The sequence below is a fragment of the Francisella sp. Scap27 genome, from assembly GCF_013394105.1.
Classification (GTDB): Bacteria; Pseudomonadota; Gammaproteobacteria; order Francisellales; family Francisellaceae; genus Francisella; species Francisella adeliensis.
In genome coordinates, this window is sequence record NZ_CP041326.1 from 1,231,986 (window position 1) to 1,247,647 (window position 15,662).

Sequence of the window (15,662 nt, forward strand, 5' to 3'; positions counted from 1 at the left end):
ATTAACTATTTAGACTACTAAAGCACTTGTTTACCAAATTATAGCACAATAAAAACAATTAAGTTATCGGTTGCGGAAAGTACGTATGAACGGTGCTATAATTAGTTATCTATAAATAAAATCACAGTAAGTTTTTAATAAAAAATATTAACTTAAGTAACAGGTAGGTAAGCTATGAAAACTATAAACTTTGAAAACTTGTATAATGATTTTAAAAACTTCTTTGATCTTTGTCGTTATAATGATGAAGCTTTAGAGCAAGAGATTATCAAAAATATAAAAGATGAAAATATTACGGATGGTGTATACCTTTTTAGGTTTAAGCTTGTGATTTTTAAGTTTGAGGTTTGTTTTGGAGAAGTTACATATATTGGTTATGAAAAATAATTTATATAGTTAAAGTTTTGCTACTTCTTTATATAAAGAATTCCAGCAGAAAAATCATAAACCGCATTTACTTCTTTTAACTCTTTATAGCCAACAACACATAACACCCCTAAAAATTTTCTCATCGCTTGGATATTTGCTAATGTTGCATCAAACTTTTTTAACTCAATCCTAGGTTCAAAAAAACTATTTAGAGGATTCAACAGTAGACTTGATATATATGTATCAGAAACCTCTAATGTGCCATCAGTTGCTTTAATAGTTTCTTTTTCACCTTCTTTAAGACCTATACTTTTTGCATAATCTTCTGCTATTGTTAGATTTGATGTTCCGGTATCTAATAAACAATTAACTGCATTGTTACCATTAAAAGAAACCGTTATTATCTCATGACCAGATAAAAGTTTATTTAGTTTAATAGCCTTATACCCTTGAGCTTCAAAATTTTTACCAATTATATAATGATTTTTAGGTGAAATGCTTTGTTTTGTAAAATATACTTTTGATGTTGAAAAATCAAAAAGTGTATTATATTTTTCTAAAAACTTTGTTCCAAAAATAAGAGTAGGTAGCGATAACTTTTTTGGTTGATTAGTTATCTCAGACTTAATATTTTCTAGTGAAATATTTCCTACATCAATGCTCTTTAAAGTCACTGTTTTATCTTTTAAAACTTTTCCTGTCATATTTGCAGAGTAACTCGAAGAATCAGAGCTTTTTAAATCTAGTTCTGCTAAAGAGTTTTTGAATATATTAACTCCTGATGAGCCTGAATCTAGTAAAATGTAGGCTTTTTTTCCATTTACCTTAGCAGTAATATAAGGAGCATTAGATGTTTCCTTACTATCAATAAGCTTAAGAGGTTCATAACCGTATTGATCTAGAAATTTAGATAAGACAATATCTCTAGCAACGCAGATATTCACTAATAATAAAGAAAATAACAATATGATGGATTTTATAAAAATAGACATAATTTACTAAATAATATTTAAGAACTGTACAGTTTATTAAACTATATATTACGTAGATAAAACAAGAATTTTTATGGCGCTATTATGAGCAAACAAATCTAAGACTAAATATTGCTGACTAATTAATGCATAGCTACATTTATCTTTATTTAGCTAATCTGCTATAATTTCCCTACTTAAAATTTTCATAAAATATCAATGGCTGAAAAATATATATACTCAATGCACAGGGTTGGTAAAGTCGTACCTCCTAACAAATACATACTTAAAGATATTTCATTATCATTTTTTGATGGTGCTAAGATTGGTGTGCTAGGTCTTAATGGTTCTGGTAAATCTACACTTCTTAGAATAATGGCTGGCATAGATACTGACATAGTTGGGGATGCTGCTCCTAGAAATGGTGTAAAAATCGGCTACCTACCTCAAGAACCAAAACTTGATGAAACAAAAGATGTCCGAGGTAATGTTGAAGAAGCTCTTGGTCATTTAAAAGAAATGATTACACGCTTTGATGAAATTTCGATGAAATTTTGTGAGCCAATGTCTGATGATGAGATGGCTAAACTTCTTGAAGAACAAGGTGAACTGCAAAACGCTATTGATGCTGCTGGTGCTTGGGAGATAGATCGTAAGCTAGAGGTTGCTGCAGAAGCACTTCGTTTACCTGCTTGGGACGCTGATGTAACTAAACTATCAGGCGGTGAAGCTCGTCGTGTAGCTTTATGTAAACTACTACTTTCTACTCCAGATATACTACTACTAGATGAGCCTACAAACCATTTAGATGCTGAATCTGTAGCATGGCTAGAGAAATTCTTAGCCGAGTACAAAGGTACTGTAGTTGCTATTACCCATGATAGGTATTTCTTAGATAATGTAGCTGAATGGATACTTGAGCTAGATCGTGGAGAAGGCATACCATTTGAAGGTAACTACTCGCAATGGCTTGAGCAAAAACAAAAGCGTTTAGAAATGGAAGAAAAACGCGAATCTTCTCATCAAAAAGCACTTAAAGAAGAACTTGAATGGGTTCGCCAAAATGCAAAAGGTCGTCAAGCTAAATCTAAATCAAGATTAGCTAAGTTTGATGAGTTAAGCTCTCAAGAGTTCCAAAAACGAAATGAAACTCAAGACTTATACATCCCACCTGGTGAAAGACTTGGTAACAATGTCATCAAAGTTAAAGATCTTGTTAAATCATTTGATGAGAAACTACTTATAGATGGCTTAGATATGGATGTATATCCAGGTTCTATCGTTGGTATAATCGGTGCAAACGGTGCTGGTAAATCTACATTCTTTAAAATGCTAACTGGTACAGAACAACCTGAAAAAGGCGATATCTCTATCGGCGAAACTGTAAACCTTGCTTATGTAGACCAATCTCGTGATGCATTAGATGATAACAAAACAGTATGGGAAGAAATTGCTGATGGATTAGATGTAATTACTGTTGGTAAATTTACTATCCCATCTCGTCAATATGTAGGTAGATTTAACTTTAAAGGTGCAGACCAACAAAAGTATATATCTCAATTATCAGGTGGTGAACGAAACCGTGTGCATCTAGCTAAGCTTCTTAGAAGTGGTGGTAATGTAATCCTGCTAGATGAACCTACAAACGACCTTGATGTAGAGACTCTAAGAGCCTTAGAAGAAGCTATCCTTGCATTCCCAGGTTGCATAATGGTTATCTCGCATGATAGATGGTTCTTAAACCGTATAGCTACTCACATGCTTGCCTTTGAAGGTGAAAGTGAAGTAGTATGGTTTGAAGGTAACTACGATGCTTATATCGAAGATAAAAAACGCAGACTTGGTGATAAGTATGATGCTATTACTAAGATTAAATATAAGAGAATTTCTGTAGATTAAAATATAAATCTACAGTATTTTCTACAAACTTACTCCCCCTAAAGAGATGAGGTAACAATGAAAATACTTTTCTACTCAACAAAAAAATACGATAAAGATTACTTTACTGCTCAGAATAATGAACATATATTAGAGTTTAGTGAGTATGGTCTAAATGAGCAAACAGCTGATTTTGCTAAAGATTTTGATGCTGTTTGTATATTTGTAAATGATATTTGTGATGCTAATGTTATAGCTAAACTCCATAGCTTTGGTATCAAAGCCATTCTACTTAGATGTGCTGGTTTTAATAATGTAGCTGTAGAGCATGCTAAGAAATTAGGTATCAAAATTGCTAGAGTACCAGCATATTCGCCTTTTTCAGTAGCGGAGCATACATTGGCGCTTTTATTATGCTTAAACCGTAAAATACACAAAGCTTACAACAGAGTTCGTGAAAGTAATTTTAATATCGAAGGTTTAGAAGGATTTGATATTCATCAAAAGACTATCGGAATTGTTGGTTTTGGTAATATTGGTAAAGCTTTTGCACAAATCATGTCTGGTTTTGGTGGTGAAATTTTAGTTCATGATCCTTTTGCAGACAAAAATGCTAGCTCTAATGTGAAATTTGTGGAACTAGATGAGTTATTTGAAAAAGCAGATATTATTAGTCTACATTGTCCTTTAAACGATGCTACTAAATATATAATCGATGAGAATGCTTTAGATAAAATCAAATCATCAGCTATTATCATAAATACTAGTAGGGGCGCTCTTATTGATTCTAAATATATTATTAAAGCTTTAAAACATAAAGCTATTGCAGGTCTTGCTATAGATGTTTATGAATATGAAAAAGATATATTTTTTAAAGATATGTCTGCTGAAATTATTGATGATGATATATTTGAAAGACTACTTACTTTTCCGAATGTGCTAGTAACAGCTCATCAAGCTTTTTTAACGAAAGAAGCCCTTGATGGTATTGCAAGAACTACCCTTAATAATGCTTCTACAATCGAAACAGGAAGTGTTGGTAGTAATTTACTATAAAAACTAACTCTATATTTATAATTTCTTTTTTATTACAGACTCTTAATATATTCTAATACAACTTCATGATGATCTTTAGTTTTAAACTTATTAAAAACATGGTCGATATTACCTTCTTTGTCTATAAAAAAACTAATTCTATGGATACCGTCATATACTTTACCCATAAACTTCTTTTCACCCCATACTCCAAATAGTTCAGCAACTTTGTGATCTTCGTCACTTAAAAGTTGTACTGTTAAACTATCTCTTTCTTCAAATTTCTTGAGTCGTTTTGGTGCATCTGGGCTAATACCAAGAACTACCGTATCAAGCTCAGCTAGTTTATCACTAATACTACTTAAACCGATAGATTGAGTTGTACAGCCTGGAGTCATCGCTTTTGGGTAAAAGTATATTAAAACATTCTTCTTACCTTTAAAGTCACTTAGCGATATTTCTTCATTATTTTGATTTTCTAGCTTAAATTCTGGAGCTAATTGTCCTTGTTCTAGTGTTTTCATTAGTTAACCTCTTTTATAACTATTGATTATATCTTGATACTATATAGTAGCTCTTTCTAAGAGTAATTTAAATGTAGATGTTTATTTAATGTCTCGATATATAATTCAAACTAATTGCTGATAAGATAATTATCAAAGATATCCATACTGTAATGCTTGATGGGTCATTATTAATAAGTATCCCTAAAATCACCCCAAATAATGGTACTAAATAATTAGTAAAAGATGTAAACACAGGCCCTGCTAGTTTGATTAACGAGGAGTATAGATAATAAACGATACCTGCACAAGCTACTCCTAAGTATATTAATGAAGCAATTGATGCCCCTGTTGGCGTTATATTATCATAAGGTGCAAATACTAAAGCTACCACACTTAATTGTATACTAGATGCTATCAAGATGTTTCTTGAAACTATAATTGGATTTTCATGTGAACATGATTTACTTAATAACAAAATTGCCATAGCGAAACATATAGTTGCTAATAATATAGCAGCTATGCCGTAAAAATTTACAGTTTGTTCATTGTTTACTAAATCTGGATAAAAAAGTATCAGCAACCCAATAAAGCCAACAGTTATACTAAGCATATTAGGTATAGTTATCCTTGATCTGATGATTAGAGGGCCAAATATTACTACAAAAAATGGTACTGTACCTGTCAAAACAGCTGTGATCGATGTACTGGTAAATTGTTGTCCCCAAGGTATAAGCATGAATGGAATAGTAGCTTCTAATAGTGCTATTATCGAATACATTAATATATTTCTTCGATTAGAAATAGATTTTATCTTCATAAAATAACAGACACCACAAAGTAAAATACACCCAATAAACGATCGAGAAATAGCTATTAATATAGCAGGGAAATGTTCTATTGCTTCTTTTTGAAATACAAATTGAGAGCCCCAAATCATGCCTATAGCGAGTAGAAAAGAATATTTTTTAATCATTTTTATTTTTTAGAAATTTAAAGTCTAAATATTGTATAGTATTGGTTGCTATATTTCTTTATTTTAAAGAGTTATATTTTTTAATACTGAAAGGTATAAGATAAGATATTTTGAGATACTAAAGTAATATTGATTTTAGACTTAGATTTTCATTGGCATAATGATAAATAAACTATTATCTTTTTCATCTTTTACCAATGCACTCATATTTGGATTATCAAGGTATATGCTCATTGTGTCTTCATTTAAAACACTTATAATATCTAATAAATATCTATAGTTGAAACAGATTTCCATTGAATCTTCGTTATACTGGACTTCAACACTTTCCTCGGCTTTTTCATTTTCAGGGTTATTTGCTGAAAGTAATACTTGTCCTGGAGAGATGTTTAAACGCACACCTTTGTACTTATCATTAGCTAAGATTGATGTTCTTAAAAGTGAATCTTTAAGTACTTTTTTATCTACCGCTAATAATTTAGTATTATTTTTTGGAATAACTTTTTGATAATCGGGATAACGACCATCTATTAGTTTTGATATAAAAATAAACTCACCAAATTCAGCTTTAAGATAAGTTTTTCCAAGACATATTTTTATTGTGTCTTCTGTTTTTGCTACAATTTTTTTAAGCTCTGTAATTGCTTTTTTAGGGATTATTGACTGACAAGTAGTATCAATAACTTTACTGTTAATGATAGCTTCTGTAATAGACATTCTATGTCCATCTGTAGATACCGCTCTTAAAAGATTGCCATTCACTTCCCAAAACATTCCGTTAAGGAAATATCTTGTATCATCATTTGCCATTGAAAAATCAATTTTTGAAATAATATGATGAAAATCTTGTTGAGATAGATCAAAACCTGACTCTTCTTGAATGTTACCATCTGCTAGAGGAAAATTGTCAGCATTCAGTGACATCAAGTTAAATTTACTATTATTTGAAGAGATTGTAACCTTATTATCATTGATATTAAAATCAATCATTGAATTATCATTCAAGCTTCTAACAATATTGTAAATTTTGTCAGCATTTAGAGCCAACTTCATATTTGCATCACAGTTAATAGCTATACTACATGTTATTTCAGTGTCTAAATCAGATGCTGTTATTTTTAACTTATTATCTTGTATGTCAAATAAAATACATGACAGTAATGGCATAGTACTTTTGCTATTTGCTATAGATAACATTGATTGCAAAGGCTTAAGCAAGTCATCTCTATTTAGTACAAAATTCATTTTCAAAACCCCTTTTATAATATTTTAATTATATTTCCTAATTCTATTTAACGAGAAATCTTATCTAAAAGCAACTCATAATCGTCAGATATTGATGTATTACTTTGTCTTAGTTTAGTAATAGACTTCACAGCATGCATAACTGTTGTGTGATCCCTGCCACCAAAAGCATTACCTATTTCTGGTAAACTATGTGATGTTAACTCTCTTGCTAAACTCATAGCTATTTGCCTTGGCCTAGCTATATTTCTACTTCTTTGACTAGATGTAAGATCTTTTACTCTAATCCTAAAAAAGTCAGCTACAACTTTTTGAATATTATCTATTTTTACTTTCTTTTCTTGGATTTTTATTACATCACGTAAACATTGCTGAGCCACTTCTACAGTAGGATCTTTATGATTAAAGCGTGATGTTGTAAGCACTCTATTTAAAGCACCTTCTAATTCTCTTACATTTGTTCTAACATTTTCTGCTATAAAAGTAGCTGTATCATTTGGTAATTTTTGACCAAGATCATGAGCTTTTTTAAGTAATATCGCTATACGGGTCTCTAAATCTGGCATATCAACAGAAACTGTCAAACCATAACCAAAACGAGAAACCAATCTTTCTTCTAGACCTTCTATTTCATTTGGGTATTTATCACTTGTAAGAATAATCTGTTTACCACTTTCATATAGCGCATTAAAAGTGTTAAAAAACTCCTGTGAAGTACCCTCTTTACCTGCTATAAATTGAATATCATCTATAAGTAGAATATCAGCAGACCTATATACTCTTTGAAATTCATCCTGATCTTGTAACCTAAGAGATGTAACATACTCTTTTACATACTGCTCTGAGTTTGTATAAATGATTCTAGCATTAGGGTTTACTTCTCGAGCATGATTACCTATTGCTTGCATTAAATGCGTTTTACCTAAACCACTACCACCATATATAAATAAAGGATTATGCAATTTTCCTGGATTTATAGATACTTGCATTGCTGCGGCTCTAGCTATTTTATTAGCATCTCCTACAACAAAACTATCAAAAATATATTTATCTTTTAAAGGTAAACCGAATGAATACTCTTCACCTTCTTTAGCAGTGATAAGCATAGCTTCATCAAAACCAAATAATTCTTGTGAAGAATTTTTCTCTTTTTTAGTATTTTTTCTAACTTCTTTTTCTTTAAACTCTTTTTCTTTAGGCTCTTCACTATCATCTTTTATTTCAACATTAGAAGTACTAAAAAAATTTGTTTGTGGACCAACAGAAGTAGATATTTTTCCAGAAGTTTCATTATTTACATATTTTTTACTTGAATATTCAATAACTAAATCATCACCATGACACTCCTGAATTGTTACTAAAAAAAGAGCTCCATATTTAGATTTTATATGTTTTTTAAAATATTCATTATTACAGTAAACTGTGAATATATTAGCATTTTGATCTACGAAAATTGGTTTAATCCATGTTTTATACTCAAAGGTAGATATACTCTTTTTGATTTTTTTTAAACATTTATTCCAAGTAGTCATAGCTTATCAATAGATTGTAAAACCTTATTTTATGAGATTTGCCTCACAAAAGTCAGATTAAATTATTAAGTTGAATGAATTTTAAAAGAATAAAAAAGAATAAGCAAACGTCTTTACTACAACCTGTGGATAATTCTGTTAGTTAATATGTTTATTTTTTGTTAGATCACTTGTTTATAAACATATCCACAAATCTGTTAATAAATATGTTGATAAATATGGTGGCTTTTTATTCACATTTTTATTAAGGTTTTTTTTACCTCTTTTTTACACCCTTATACTTCTTTTGTTAAACACCTAAAACCCTTTATTTAAAATGTTCTCATTAAAGAATCCACAACTAATATGCTCAGTAACAAATAATAATATAAAAAGAAAAGAAATACTTTATATAAATAAAAAAAGTGTTTTATAAAAGCTTTTTAGAGAAAAAAATATTTTTCTATATAATAAATGTTAACAAATTTAAAAAGGTTTTCAAAAATGTCTTTTAATACAGAAATATTTTTAAATATAAACTCTTATGAAAATAGAATAGCTATAAAAGAAAATAATAATCTTAAAGAAATTTTTATAGAAAGAGATAATCAAAAGCGAGTTGTAGGTAATATTTATAAAGGTAAAATAATAAAAGTACTTCCTGGAATGCAAGCAGCTTTTGTAGATATAGGTTTAGAAAAAGCAGGTTTTTTACATTTATCTGAAGTTTTACCTTTAGAACGAGATGATGAAGATAATGATTTTAGATTAAATAAATTAAACAAAGAAGACATTAATAAATGGCTTAGAGCTGGGCAAGAAGTATTAGTACAAATTGTTAAAGAAAGTATTGGAAATAAAGGAGTTAAATTAACTTGTCATTTATCTGTATCTTCAAGATTCTTAGTATTTTTACCAGATTTAGATCATATTGGTATATCTTTAAGAATTTCAAAAGATGATGAAAAAAATAGGTTACAAGAAATAATAAAAAAAATAACTGTTACAGAAAAACCTAGAGGATACATATTAAGAACTGCTGCAGAAGGTGCTACTTTTGAAGAAATTGAAACAGATATCAAATTTTTAAATAATCTTTGGCAAGATATTTTAGATACATCAAGTACTATTGTAAAACCAGGAATAGTATATGAAGATTTAAATTTAATTGTAAAAACTATAAATATTTATGCTAATGATAATCCAAGTAAAATATTAGTTGATAATTTAGATTCTTATAAAGAAATTTGTCAATTTGCAGATAAATATATACCTGGTTTAAGAGATAAAGTAGAACATTATCAAAAATCTAATATTTTTGAACAATATGATATAGAAAAAGAAATAAACAAAGCACTAGAAAAAAATGTTTATTTAAAATCTGGTGGTTATCTAATTATAGAACAAACAGAAGCTATGATAACGATAGACATAAACACTGGAGGTTTTACAGGAACTAAAAATCTTGAAGAAACTATTTTTAAAACAAATTTAGAAGCCACAAAAGAAATAGCTAAACAACTGAGATTACGTAATTTAGGTGGAATCATTATAATTGATTTTATAGATATGATGGATGAGAATAATAAAGCACAAGTTTTAACAGCTTTAAAGAAGGAATTAGAGCTCGACAAGGCAAAAACTACGGTCAGTGATATATCTGAGCTAGGTTTAGTAGAAATGACGCGTAAGAGAGTTTATGAGAGTTTATCGAGGACTTTATGTCAACCATGCAAAAGTTGTAATGGAAAAGGCACTATAAAAACACTTCAAACTATTTGTTATGATCTTTTTAGAGAAATACAGTCTGAAGCTAGAAACTATCCAAATTATAATAATTTTTTACTAATTTCTTCTGAAGATGTTATCAAATATATAGAAAAAGAAGAATCAGTATGGCTTGCAGAATTAGAATTAGAATTGGAAAAAAATATTCATTTGAAGATAGAAAAAGCACATTTATACAATCAATACGACATTATCCCACTAAATTAATATTTTTTACTAATTAATTATTGACAGTTATCTAAATATGACTATAATACATCCATGTAGTGCCGACTTAGCTCATTTGGTAGAGCAACTGACTTGTAATCAGTAGGTGACCAGTTCGATTCCGGTAGTCGGCACCATACAACGGAGTGGTAGTTCAGTTTGGTTAGAATACCTGCCTGTCACGCAGGGGGTCGCGGGTTCGAGTCCCGTCCATTCCGCCATATTCTTTTAAGGTTTAGTTATTACTTTCAGTTTTCCCTTTTTTATCTCTGATATAATGCCTCTAAACCTTAATTTAATTCTTTTTTAAATCCCAAGTTTTATATTTTATAAAAGTTATGATCAATATATTATATTGATATCTTATTTGTACTTGTGTAACATTACAATAATAAAAAATATACTTATACCAATATGTCTAGATCTAATAATGGTTGGCAAGAACTAATAAAAATATTATCAAAAAATAAAAATCCTGAAGATATAGATATTATTTGTGATTTTTTACTAACTAAAGAAGAAAAAGAGCAATTAAATAAAAGAGTTTTATTAACAAAAGAACTTATTAGAAAAAATAAAACACAAAGAGAAATTTCTAAAGAGCTAGGAATTAGTATATGTACAGTTACAAGGTGTTCTAATGCTTTAAAAGACTGTTCATTTAGAATAAAAGAAATATTTGGTGAAAAAAATGGGTGAAAAAATGTTTGATCAAAAAGAAAGTTTTTTAGCTTCGTATATACATAAAATAGACTATCAAGAAGATTTAAATAAATGTTTTGCTAATTTATGTAATGATAAAAAAAATACAATCCTTTTAGAATCAGCTGAGATAAATACAAAAGATAAACTTAAAAGTATTCTTGTGTTATCAAGTGCTGTTAGAATATCTTGTATAGCTAATAAAATATACATTAAAGCATTATCTATCAATGGATTAAGTGCTATTAGATCAATATCAGAAAACTTTAAAAAATACGACTTATATAAAGAATCAGATAATCAAATTGTTTTAACAATTAAAAATAAAACAGATTCAGATTCAAGTGAGTTTCAAAACCTAAAGAAAGAATCAATTTTTGATGTATTAAGAATATTTAGAGATGGTTTTGAAGTAACTAATAGTTTTAGTGTATTTTTAGCTGGATTATTTGCATATGATGTCGTTGGCAGCTTTGAAGATATAGGGAAAGTTGAACGTAAAAATAACTGTCCTGATTATGTATTTTATTTGGCTGAAAATATTCTTATTAGTGATCATCAACAACAAAAAAGTTATATTCAAACTAACTGTTTTAATGAATCTTTAGTAGATGAATTAAATAAAGATATTCTATTTAATATAAAAAATATAAATAAAAATATTAAAACAGATATCAGGAAATTTAAAGATCTTGAGCCTACAGTTTCAATAGATGATAAAGAATACTGTAATGTAGTAGATTACATGAAATCACACATTATTGATGGAGATGTTTTTCAAGTTGTTCCATCAAGGAGCTTTTATTTGCCATGTCAAAATTCTTTAGCAGTTTATAAGGAACTTAAAAGGACAAACCCAAGCCCATATATGTTTTACATGCAAGATGAGGATTTTATATTATTTGGAGCTTCACCAGAAAGTGCATTAAAATATGAAAAAGAAACTAATCAAGTTGAAATATATCCAATTGCAGGTACACGCAAACGAGGTAAAAATCTTGACAATACTATCGATCATGATTTAGATAGTCGTATTGAACTAGAGTTAAGATTAGACACAAAAGAAAATGCTGAACATATGATGCTTGTAGATTTAGCAAGAAATGATGTTGCTAGAATTTCTAAACCAGGGACAAGATATTTAGCTGATTTATTGAAAGTAGACAGATATAGTCATGTGATGCATTTAGTTTCAAGAGTTGTGGGTCAACTTGAAGAAGGTTTAGATGCTTTACATGCTTATCAAGCTTCGATGAATATGGGAACACTTACAGGAGCCCCTAAAATAAAAGCTATGCAACTTATTTCCAAAGTTGAAAAACAGACTCGAGGTGGTTATGGAGGAGCAGTAGGCTATTTAAACGGATTGGGAGATCTTGATAGTTGTATAGTTATTCGCTCAGCATATGTAGAAAATGAAGTAGCAGAGGTTCAAGCAGGAGCTGGAGTAGTTTTAGACTCTATACCAATAGCAGAAGCTGATGAAACAAGAACTAAAGCTCAAGCAGTAATAACAGCTATAAAAAATGTGCATGGAGAGTGATATAAATGGCTAATATAATTTTTATAGATAATTTTGACTCTTTTTCTTATAACCTTGTAGATGAATTTAAAACGCAAGGTCATACTGTAGAAGTTTATCGTAATACAATTAATTTAGATATCTTAATAAAAAAAATATTTAATAAAGATAATCCTATAGTTGTAATATCGCCTGGACCTGGAAACCCATCACAAGCAGGCTGTATAGTAGAATTGGTTTCTCAATTAAAAGGGAAGGTACCAATATTAGGAATATGTTTGGGTCATCAAGCTATAGTGGAATCTTATGGAGGGATAATATCTCACTCTAATGAAATTGTTCATGGTAAAATTGCTTATATAAAATATATTAAGCATGATATATTTAAAAACTTATCATCTCCTTTGGCTGTTGCAAGATACCATTCTTTAATAGCTATAAAAGTTCCTGATGAGCTAGAAGTTATAGCGGAAGTAAATGATCTTGTTATGGCAGTAGTAGATGATAAAAACAAGATATGTGGATTACAGTTTCATCCAGAATCTATTATGACTATAGAAGGATCAAAACTTTTAAGTAATATTATAGAATGGGTTTACAAATGATAGATATTCAAAAAATAGCTCATAAACTCTATGATCAAAAAAACTTAGATTATGATGAAGGTTATAAACTATTTGAAGAATTTATAAATGGAAATATACCTTTAGAACTTCAAACAAGTATCTTAATAGCATTAAAAATAAAAAAAGAAACACCTACAGAAATAGCAGCAGCAGCAAAAGCTCTACTATCAAATTCAAAAGCTTTTCCTCAAAGAAGTTACGATATAGTAGATATTGTTGGTACAGGAGGAGATGGTTCAAACACTTTTAATATATCAACTACAGCAGCAATAGTAACAGCAGCATTAGGGTACAAGGTAGCTAAACATGGAAGTAGAAGTGTATCCAGTAAATCAGGATCTTTTGATTTGTTAGAATCTTTTGGTGTAAATATTGAAGCATCTCCAGAAGAAACAAGTTGTTCTATAAACACTTATAATATAGGGTTTTTATATGCACCCTTCTATAATGATGGTTTTAAATATGTTAAGAAAGCTCGTTCAATATTAAAAACTAGAACTATATTTAATATATTAGGACCTCTAATAAATCCATCTCGCCCAAATAAAGCACTTATTGGAGTATATTCGGAAGAATTAATTTTGCCAATGGCAAAAACCTTAATTCAGTTGGGTATGAAAAGAGCAATAGTTGTTTATGGGAGCGGTCTTGATGAAGTGGCTATTCATGATAAGACTTTTGTTGCTGAAATTGAAAACGGAAATATAACAGAATATATACTAGAACCTGAAGATTTTGGAATTAGTAGATATTCACTAGATAGTTTGAAAGGAGGCACTCCTTCTGAAAATAAAATAATAATAGAGAATATATTAAAAGGAAATGCGCCAGATCCTCATAACTATGCTGTTGCCATAAACATAGCATTAATGATGAAGTTATATAACAGTCCAAACTTAAAAGATAATACGAAAATAGTAATTAAAAAAATAAAAAGTGGTGATTGTTATAGCTTCTTTAATAAACTATTAGAGGATAATTTATGAAAAAAAAAGCATTAGTAACTTTTGGTTTTTTAACTACAGTTAGTCTAAGTTTTGCTTGTAGCGTATTTATAAAAAATAATTCACAACAAAATTATGTTTTTGCAAAGAGTCGAGATGTCACTTTTCATCGATATGACCCATCATTTTTATCAATCACACAAGAAAATGTAACATTCAATGCTCCCAAAGATGGTTATAAATATATAGCATTGGAGTATAGTCAATCTCAACCAACGCCAAATATATTTTCAACAGGTACAAATAATAAAGATATAACAATGAGTTATAATTATGATAGTAGCCAGCTTGCTGATACAGGTGATAATTTATCTCGCTTTACTCCTTCTATTATTAATATGGCTAATACATTTAATACTTATCTTATAAGCAATATAGCTACTCTTGATGATGCTAATAGAATAATTAAAAAAGCTGTAAATAATTTTAATAATGGAGAGGTCAATGAGGTGCCTATGGCAGTACCTATGCTTTTATCTTTTGCTCAACATATGGATGATAGTGAAGATTTATTTGAAATAGTAGAAATAGTTATAGCCAACCCTAAATCAATTAATAATACATATTTAAAGTCTTTAAAAATTAGTGGCTATCAAGATTTCCAAGAAAACAAAAAAACTATAAATATATTAAACAATATATATGGTAAAGATTTTGATCAAGATATAGTAGATGTATTTAACAATGTTTATACAGCAAATAACTATATATCTTCATATATTGGTAGAACAGCTTTTAAAAATAATATTTCTAATACTGTAGGTTTTTATTTTGCATCACAAGCAGCTAAGCTAGTTGCATACTATAATTTAAAATTAGATTTTAATATTAAAACTTCCGATGATTATGTTGTTGAAACAAACTCAATATCTTCTTTAAGCCTACAGAAACACTCTTATTTTATTCCGCCAGAATCTATATCTAGATACAAGTCTTTAGATAATTTGCTTAAAAATTCTGAAAAGCTTGCAAAATTTGCCAATGACAAAAAAGGATACTCAAGAGAGCAAGCTATAATGTTTTTAAATAACACATATAACCCTAGTAAATATGATTCAACAGGTTATGAAATGTCTGAAAATATGGCGGTATCTCGTGAAAATAGTAGGTCTAAATATGTGGTTAGTTTTATAAAAGATGATAAAACAAATAAAGAAGTACCTTATGTGTTTACTGAATTTACATCACCAGCTCAACCATATAATCGTGCAACTATTAAGTTAAATAAAAAGTTTTGGAATTCTCATAAAGATGGAGATGTTATAGTAGATCAAAAGATTCCTTACTACAGGTACCATTCTACTTATCAAAACACTTAAGTATAT

General features: G+C 29.2%; 14 protein-coding genes and 2 tRNA genes. 11 read left to right on the plus strand and 5 right to left on the minus strand.

What is annotated here, in order from left to right:
• The first annotated feature begins 174 nt into the window (after positions 1-174).
• Positions 175-387, plus strand: a complete 213-nt coding sequence (locus tag FLM55_RS05960) for a hypothetical protein (protein WP_112869082.1) — start codon at positions 175-177, stop codon at positions 385-387.
• A gap of 20 nt (positions 388-407) precedes the next feature.
• Here the strand turns inward: FLM55_RS05960 and FLM55_RS05965 are convergent, their stop codons facing one another.
• Entirely contained in the window at positions 408-1,361 is a 954-nt protein-coding gene (locus FLM55_RS05965) for a retroviral-like aspartic protease family protein (RefSeq protein ID WP_178948455.1), read from the minus strand.
• 198 nt (positions 1,362-1,559) lie between these two features.
• On the opposite strand from FLM55_RS05965, the gene ettA reads away from it, so the two are divergent.
• Both ettA and FLM55_RS05975 read left to right on the plus strand, forming a co-directional pair.
• Positions 1,560-3,239 carry an energy-dependent translational throttle protein EttA gene (gene ettA / locus FLM55_RS05970; RefSeq protein WP_178948456.1) on the plus strand — a complete coding sequence of 560 codons (1,680 nt, stop codon included), beginning with the start codon at positions 1,560-1,562 and terminating at the stop codon, positions 3,237-3,239.
• Positions 3,240-3,296: 57 nt separating this feature from the next.
• Positions 3,297-4,274, plus strand: a complete 978-nt coding sequence (locus tag FLM55_RS05975) for a 2-hydroxyacid dehydrogenase (RefSeq protein ID WP_178948457.1) — start codon at positions 3,297-3,299, stop codon at positions 4,272-4,274.
• Between the two features lie 32 nt (positions 4,275-4,306).
• On the opposite strand, the gene bcp is transcribed toward FLM55_RS05975, so the two are convergent.
• The 4 genes from bcp to dnaA form a co-directional block, all read right to left on the minus strand.
• The gene (gene bcp / locus FLM55_RS05980) at positions 4,307-4,777 is read right to left on the minus strand and encodes a thioredoxin-dependent thiol peroxidase (protein ID WP_178948458.1); all 471 of its coding nucleotides are present in this window, start codon (positions 4,775-4,777) and stop codon (positions 4,307-4,309) included.
• An 85-nt stretch (positions 4,778-4,862) separates the two neighbouring features.
• Positions 4,863-5,732: a DMT family transporter gene (locus FLM55_RS05985; RefSeq protein WP_178948459.1), complete on the minus strand. Its 870-nt coding sequence runs from the start codon at positions 5,730-5,732 to the stop codon at positions 4,863-4,865.
• A gap of 141 nt (positions 5,733-5,873) precedes the next feature.
• Complete coding sequence (gene dnaN / locus FLM55_RS05990) at positions 5,874-6,977, minus strand: DNA polymerase III subunit beta (protein ID WP_178948460.1); 1,104 nt, start codon at positions 6,975-6,977, stop codon at positions 5,874-5,876.
• A 47-nt stretch (positions 6,978-7,024) separates the two neighbouring features.
• Positions 7,025-8,509, minus strand: coding sequence for a chromosomal replication initiator protein DnaA (gene dnaA / locus FLM55_RS05995; protein ID WP_178948461.1), 1,485 nt, complete (start codon positions 8,507-8,509; stop codon positions 7,025-7,027).
• Positions 8,510-8,992: 483 nt separating this feature from the next.
• Between dnaA and FLM55_RS06000 the strand changes: the two genes are divergently transcribed.
• The 8 genes from FLM55_RS06000 (at position 8,993) to FLM55_RS06035 (ending at position 15,656) form a co-directional block, all read left to right on the plus strand.
• Complete coding sequence (locus FLM55_RS06000; protein ID WP_178948462.1) at positions 8,993-10,483, plus strand: Rne/Rng family ribonuclease; 1,491 nt, start codon at positions 8,993-8,995, stop codon at positions 10,481-10,483.
• Between the two features lie 61 nt (positions 10,484-10,544).
• Positions 10,545-10,620: transfer RNA gene (locus FLM55_RS06005), tRNA-Thr, on the plus strand.
• Between the two features lie 6 nt (positions 10,621-10,626).
• Positions 10,627-10,704, plus strand: a tRNA-Asp gene (locus tag FLM55_RS06010).
• Between the two features lie 193 nt (positions 10,705-10,897).
• The gene (gene trpR, locus FLM55_RS06015) at positions 10,898-11,182 is read left to right on the plus strand and encodes a trp operon repressor (RefSeq protein ID WP_178948463.1); all 285 of its coding nucleotides are present in this window, start codon (positions 10,898-10,900) and stop codon (positions 11,180-11,182) included.
• Positions 11,175-12,728, plus strand: a complete 1,554-nt coding sequence (locus FLM55_RS06020; protein ID WP_256868853.1) for an anthranilate synthase component 1 — start codon at positions 11,175-11,177, stop codon at positions 12,726-12,728. The genes trpR and FLM55_RS06020 overlap by 8 nt, the downstream gene beginning before the upstream one ends.
• Before the next feature lie 5 nt (positions 12,729-12,733).
• Positions 12,734-13,312: an aminodeoxychorismate/anthranilate synthase component II gene (locus FLM55_RS06025; RefSeq protein ID WP_178948464.1), complete on the plus strand. Its 579-nt coding sequence runs from the start codon at positions 12,734-12,736 to the stop codon at positions 13,310-13,312.
• A complete protein-coding gene (gene trpD, locus FLM55_RS06030) occupies positions 13,309-14,319 on the plus strand; it encodes an anthranilate phosphoribosyltransferase (RefSeq protein WP_178948465.1) in 1,011 nt (336 codons plus the stop codon). The genes FLM55_RS06025 and trpD overlap by 4 nt, the downstream gene beginning before the upstream one ends.
• Complete coding sequence (locus FLM55_RS06035) at positions 14,316-15,656, plus strand: hypothetical protein (protein WP_256868854.1); 1,341 nt, start codon at positions 14,316-14,318, stop codon at positions 15,654-15,656. Before trpD ends, FLM55_RS06035 begins: the two co-directional genes overlap by 4 nt.
• Positions 15,657-15,662 lie beyond the last annotated feature (6 nt).

Coding starts and splice junctions, on each gene's coding strand:
- trpD (WP_178948465.1), top strand. CDS start 13,309: ATGATAGATATTCAAAAAATAGCTCATAAACTCTATGATCAAAAAAAC.
- FLM55_RS05960 (WP_112869082.1), top strand. CDS start 175: ATGAAAACTATAAACTTTGAAAACTTGTATAATGATTTTAAAAACTTC.
- trpR (WP_178948463.1), top strand. CDS start 10,898: ATGTCTAGATCTAATAATGGTTGGCAAGAACTAATAAAAATATTATCA.
- bcp (WP_178948458.1), bottom strand. CDS start 4,777: ATGAAAACACTAGAACAAGGACAATTAGCTCCAGAATTTAAGCTAGAA.
- dnaA (WP_178948461.1), bottom strand. CDS start 8,509: ATGACTACTTGGAATAAATGTTTAAAAAAAATCAAAAAGAGTATATCT.
- FLM55_RS06000 (WP_178948462.1), top strand. CDS start 8,993: ATGTCTTTTAATACAGAAATATTTTTAAATATAAACTCTTATGAAAAT.
- FLM55_RS06020 (WP_256868853.1), top strand. CDS start 11,175: ATGGGTGAAAAAATGTTTGATCAAAAAGAAAGTTTTTTAGCTTCGTAT.
- FLM55_RS06035 (WP_256868854.1), top strand. CDS start 14,316: ATGAAAAAAAAAGCATTAGTAACTTTTGGTTTTTTAACTACAGTTAGT.
- dnaN (WP_178948460.1), bottom strand. CDS start 6,977: ATGAATTTTGTACTAAATAGAGATGACTTGCTTAAGCCTTTGCAATCA.
- FLM55_RS05985 (WP_178948459.1), bottom strand. CDS start 5,732: ATGATTAAAAAATATTCTTTTCTACTCGCTATAGGCATGATTTGGGGC.
- ettA (WP_178948456.1), top strand. CDS start 1,560: ATGGCTGAAAAATATATATACTCAATGCACAGGGTTGGTAAAGTCGTA.
- FLM55_RS05965 (WP_178948455.1), bottom strand. CDS start 1,361: ATGTCTATTTTTATAAAATCCATCATATTGTTATTTTCTTTATTATTA.
- FLM55_RS06025 (WP_178948464.1), top strand. CDS start 12,734: ATGGCTAATATAATTTTTATAGATAATTTTGACTCTTTTTCTTATAAC.
- FLM55_RS05975 (WP_178948457.1), top strand. CDS start 3,297: ATGAAAATACTTTTCTACTCAACAAAAAAATACGATAAAGATTACTTT.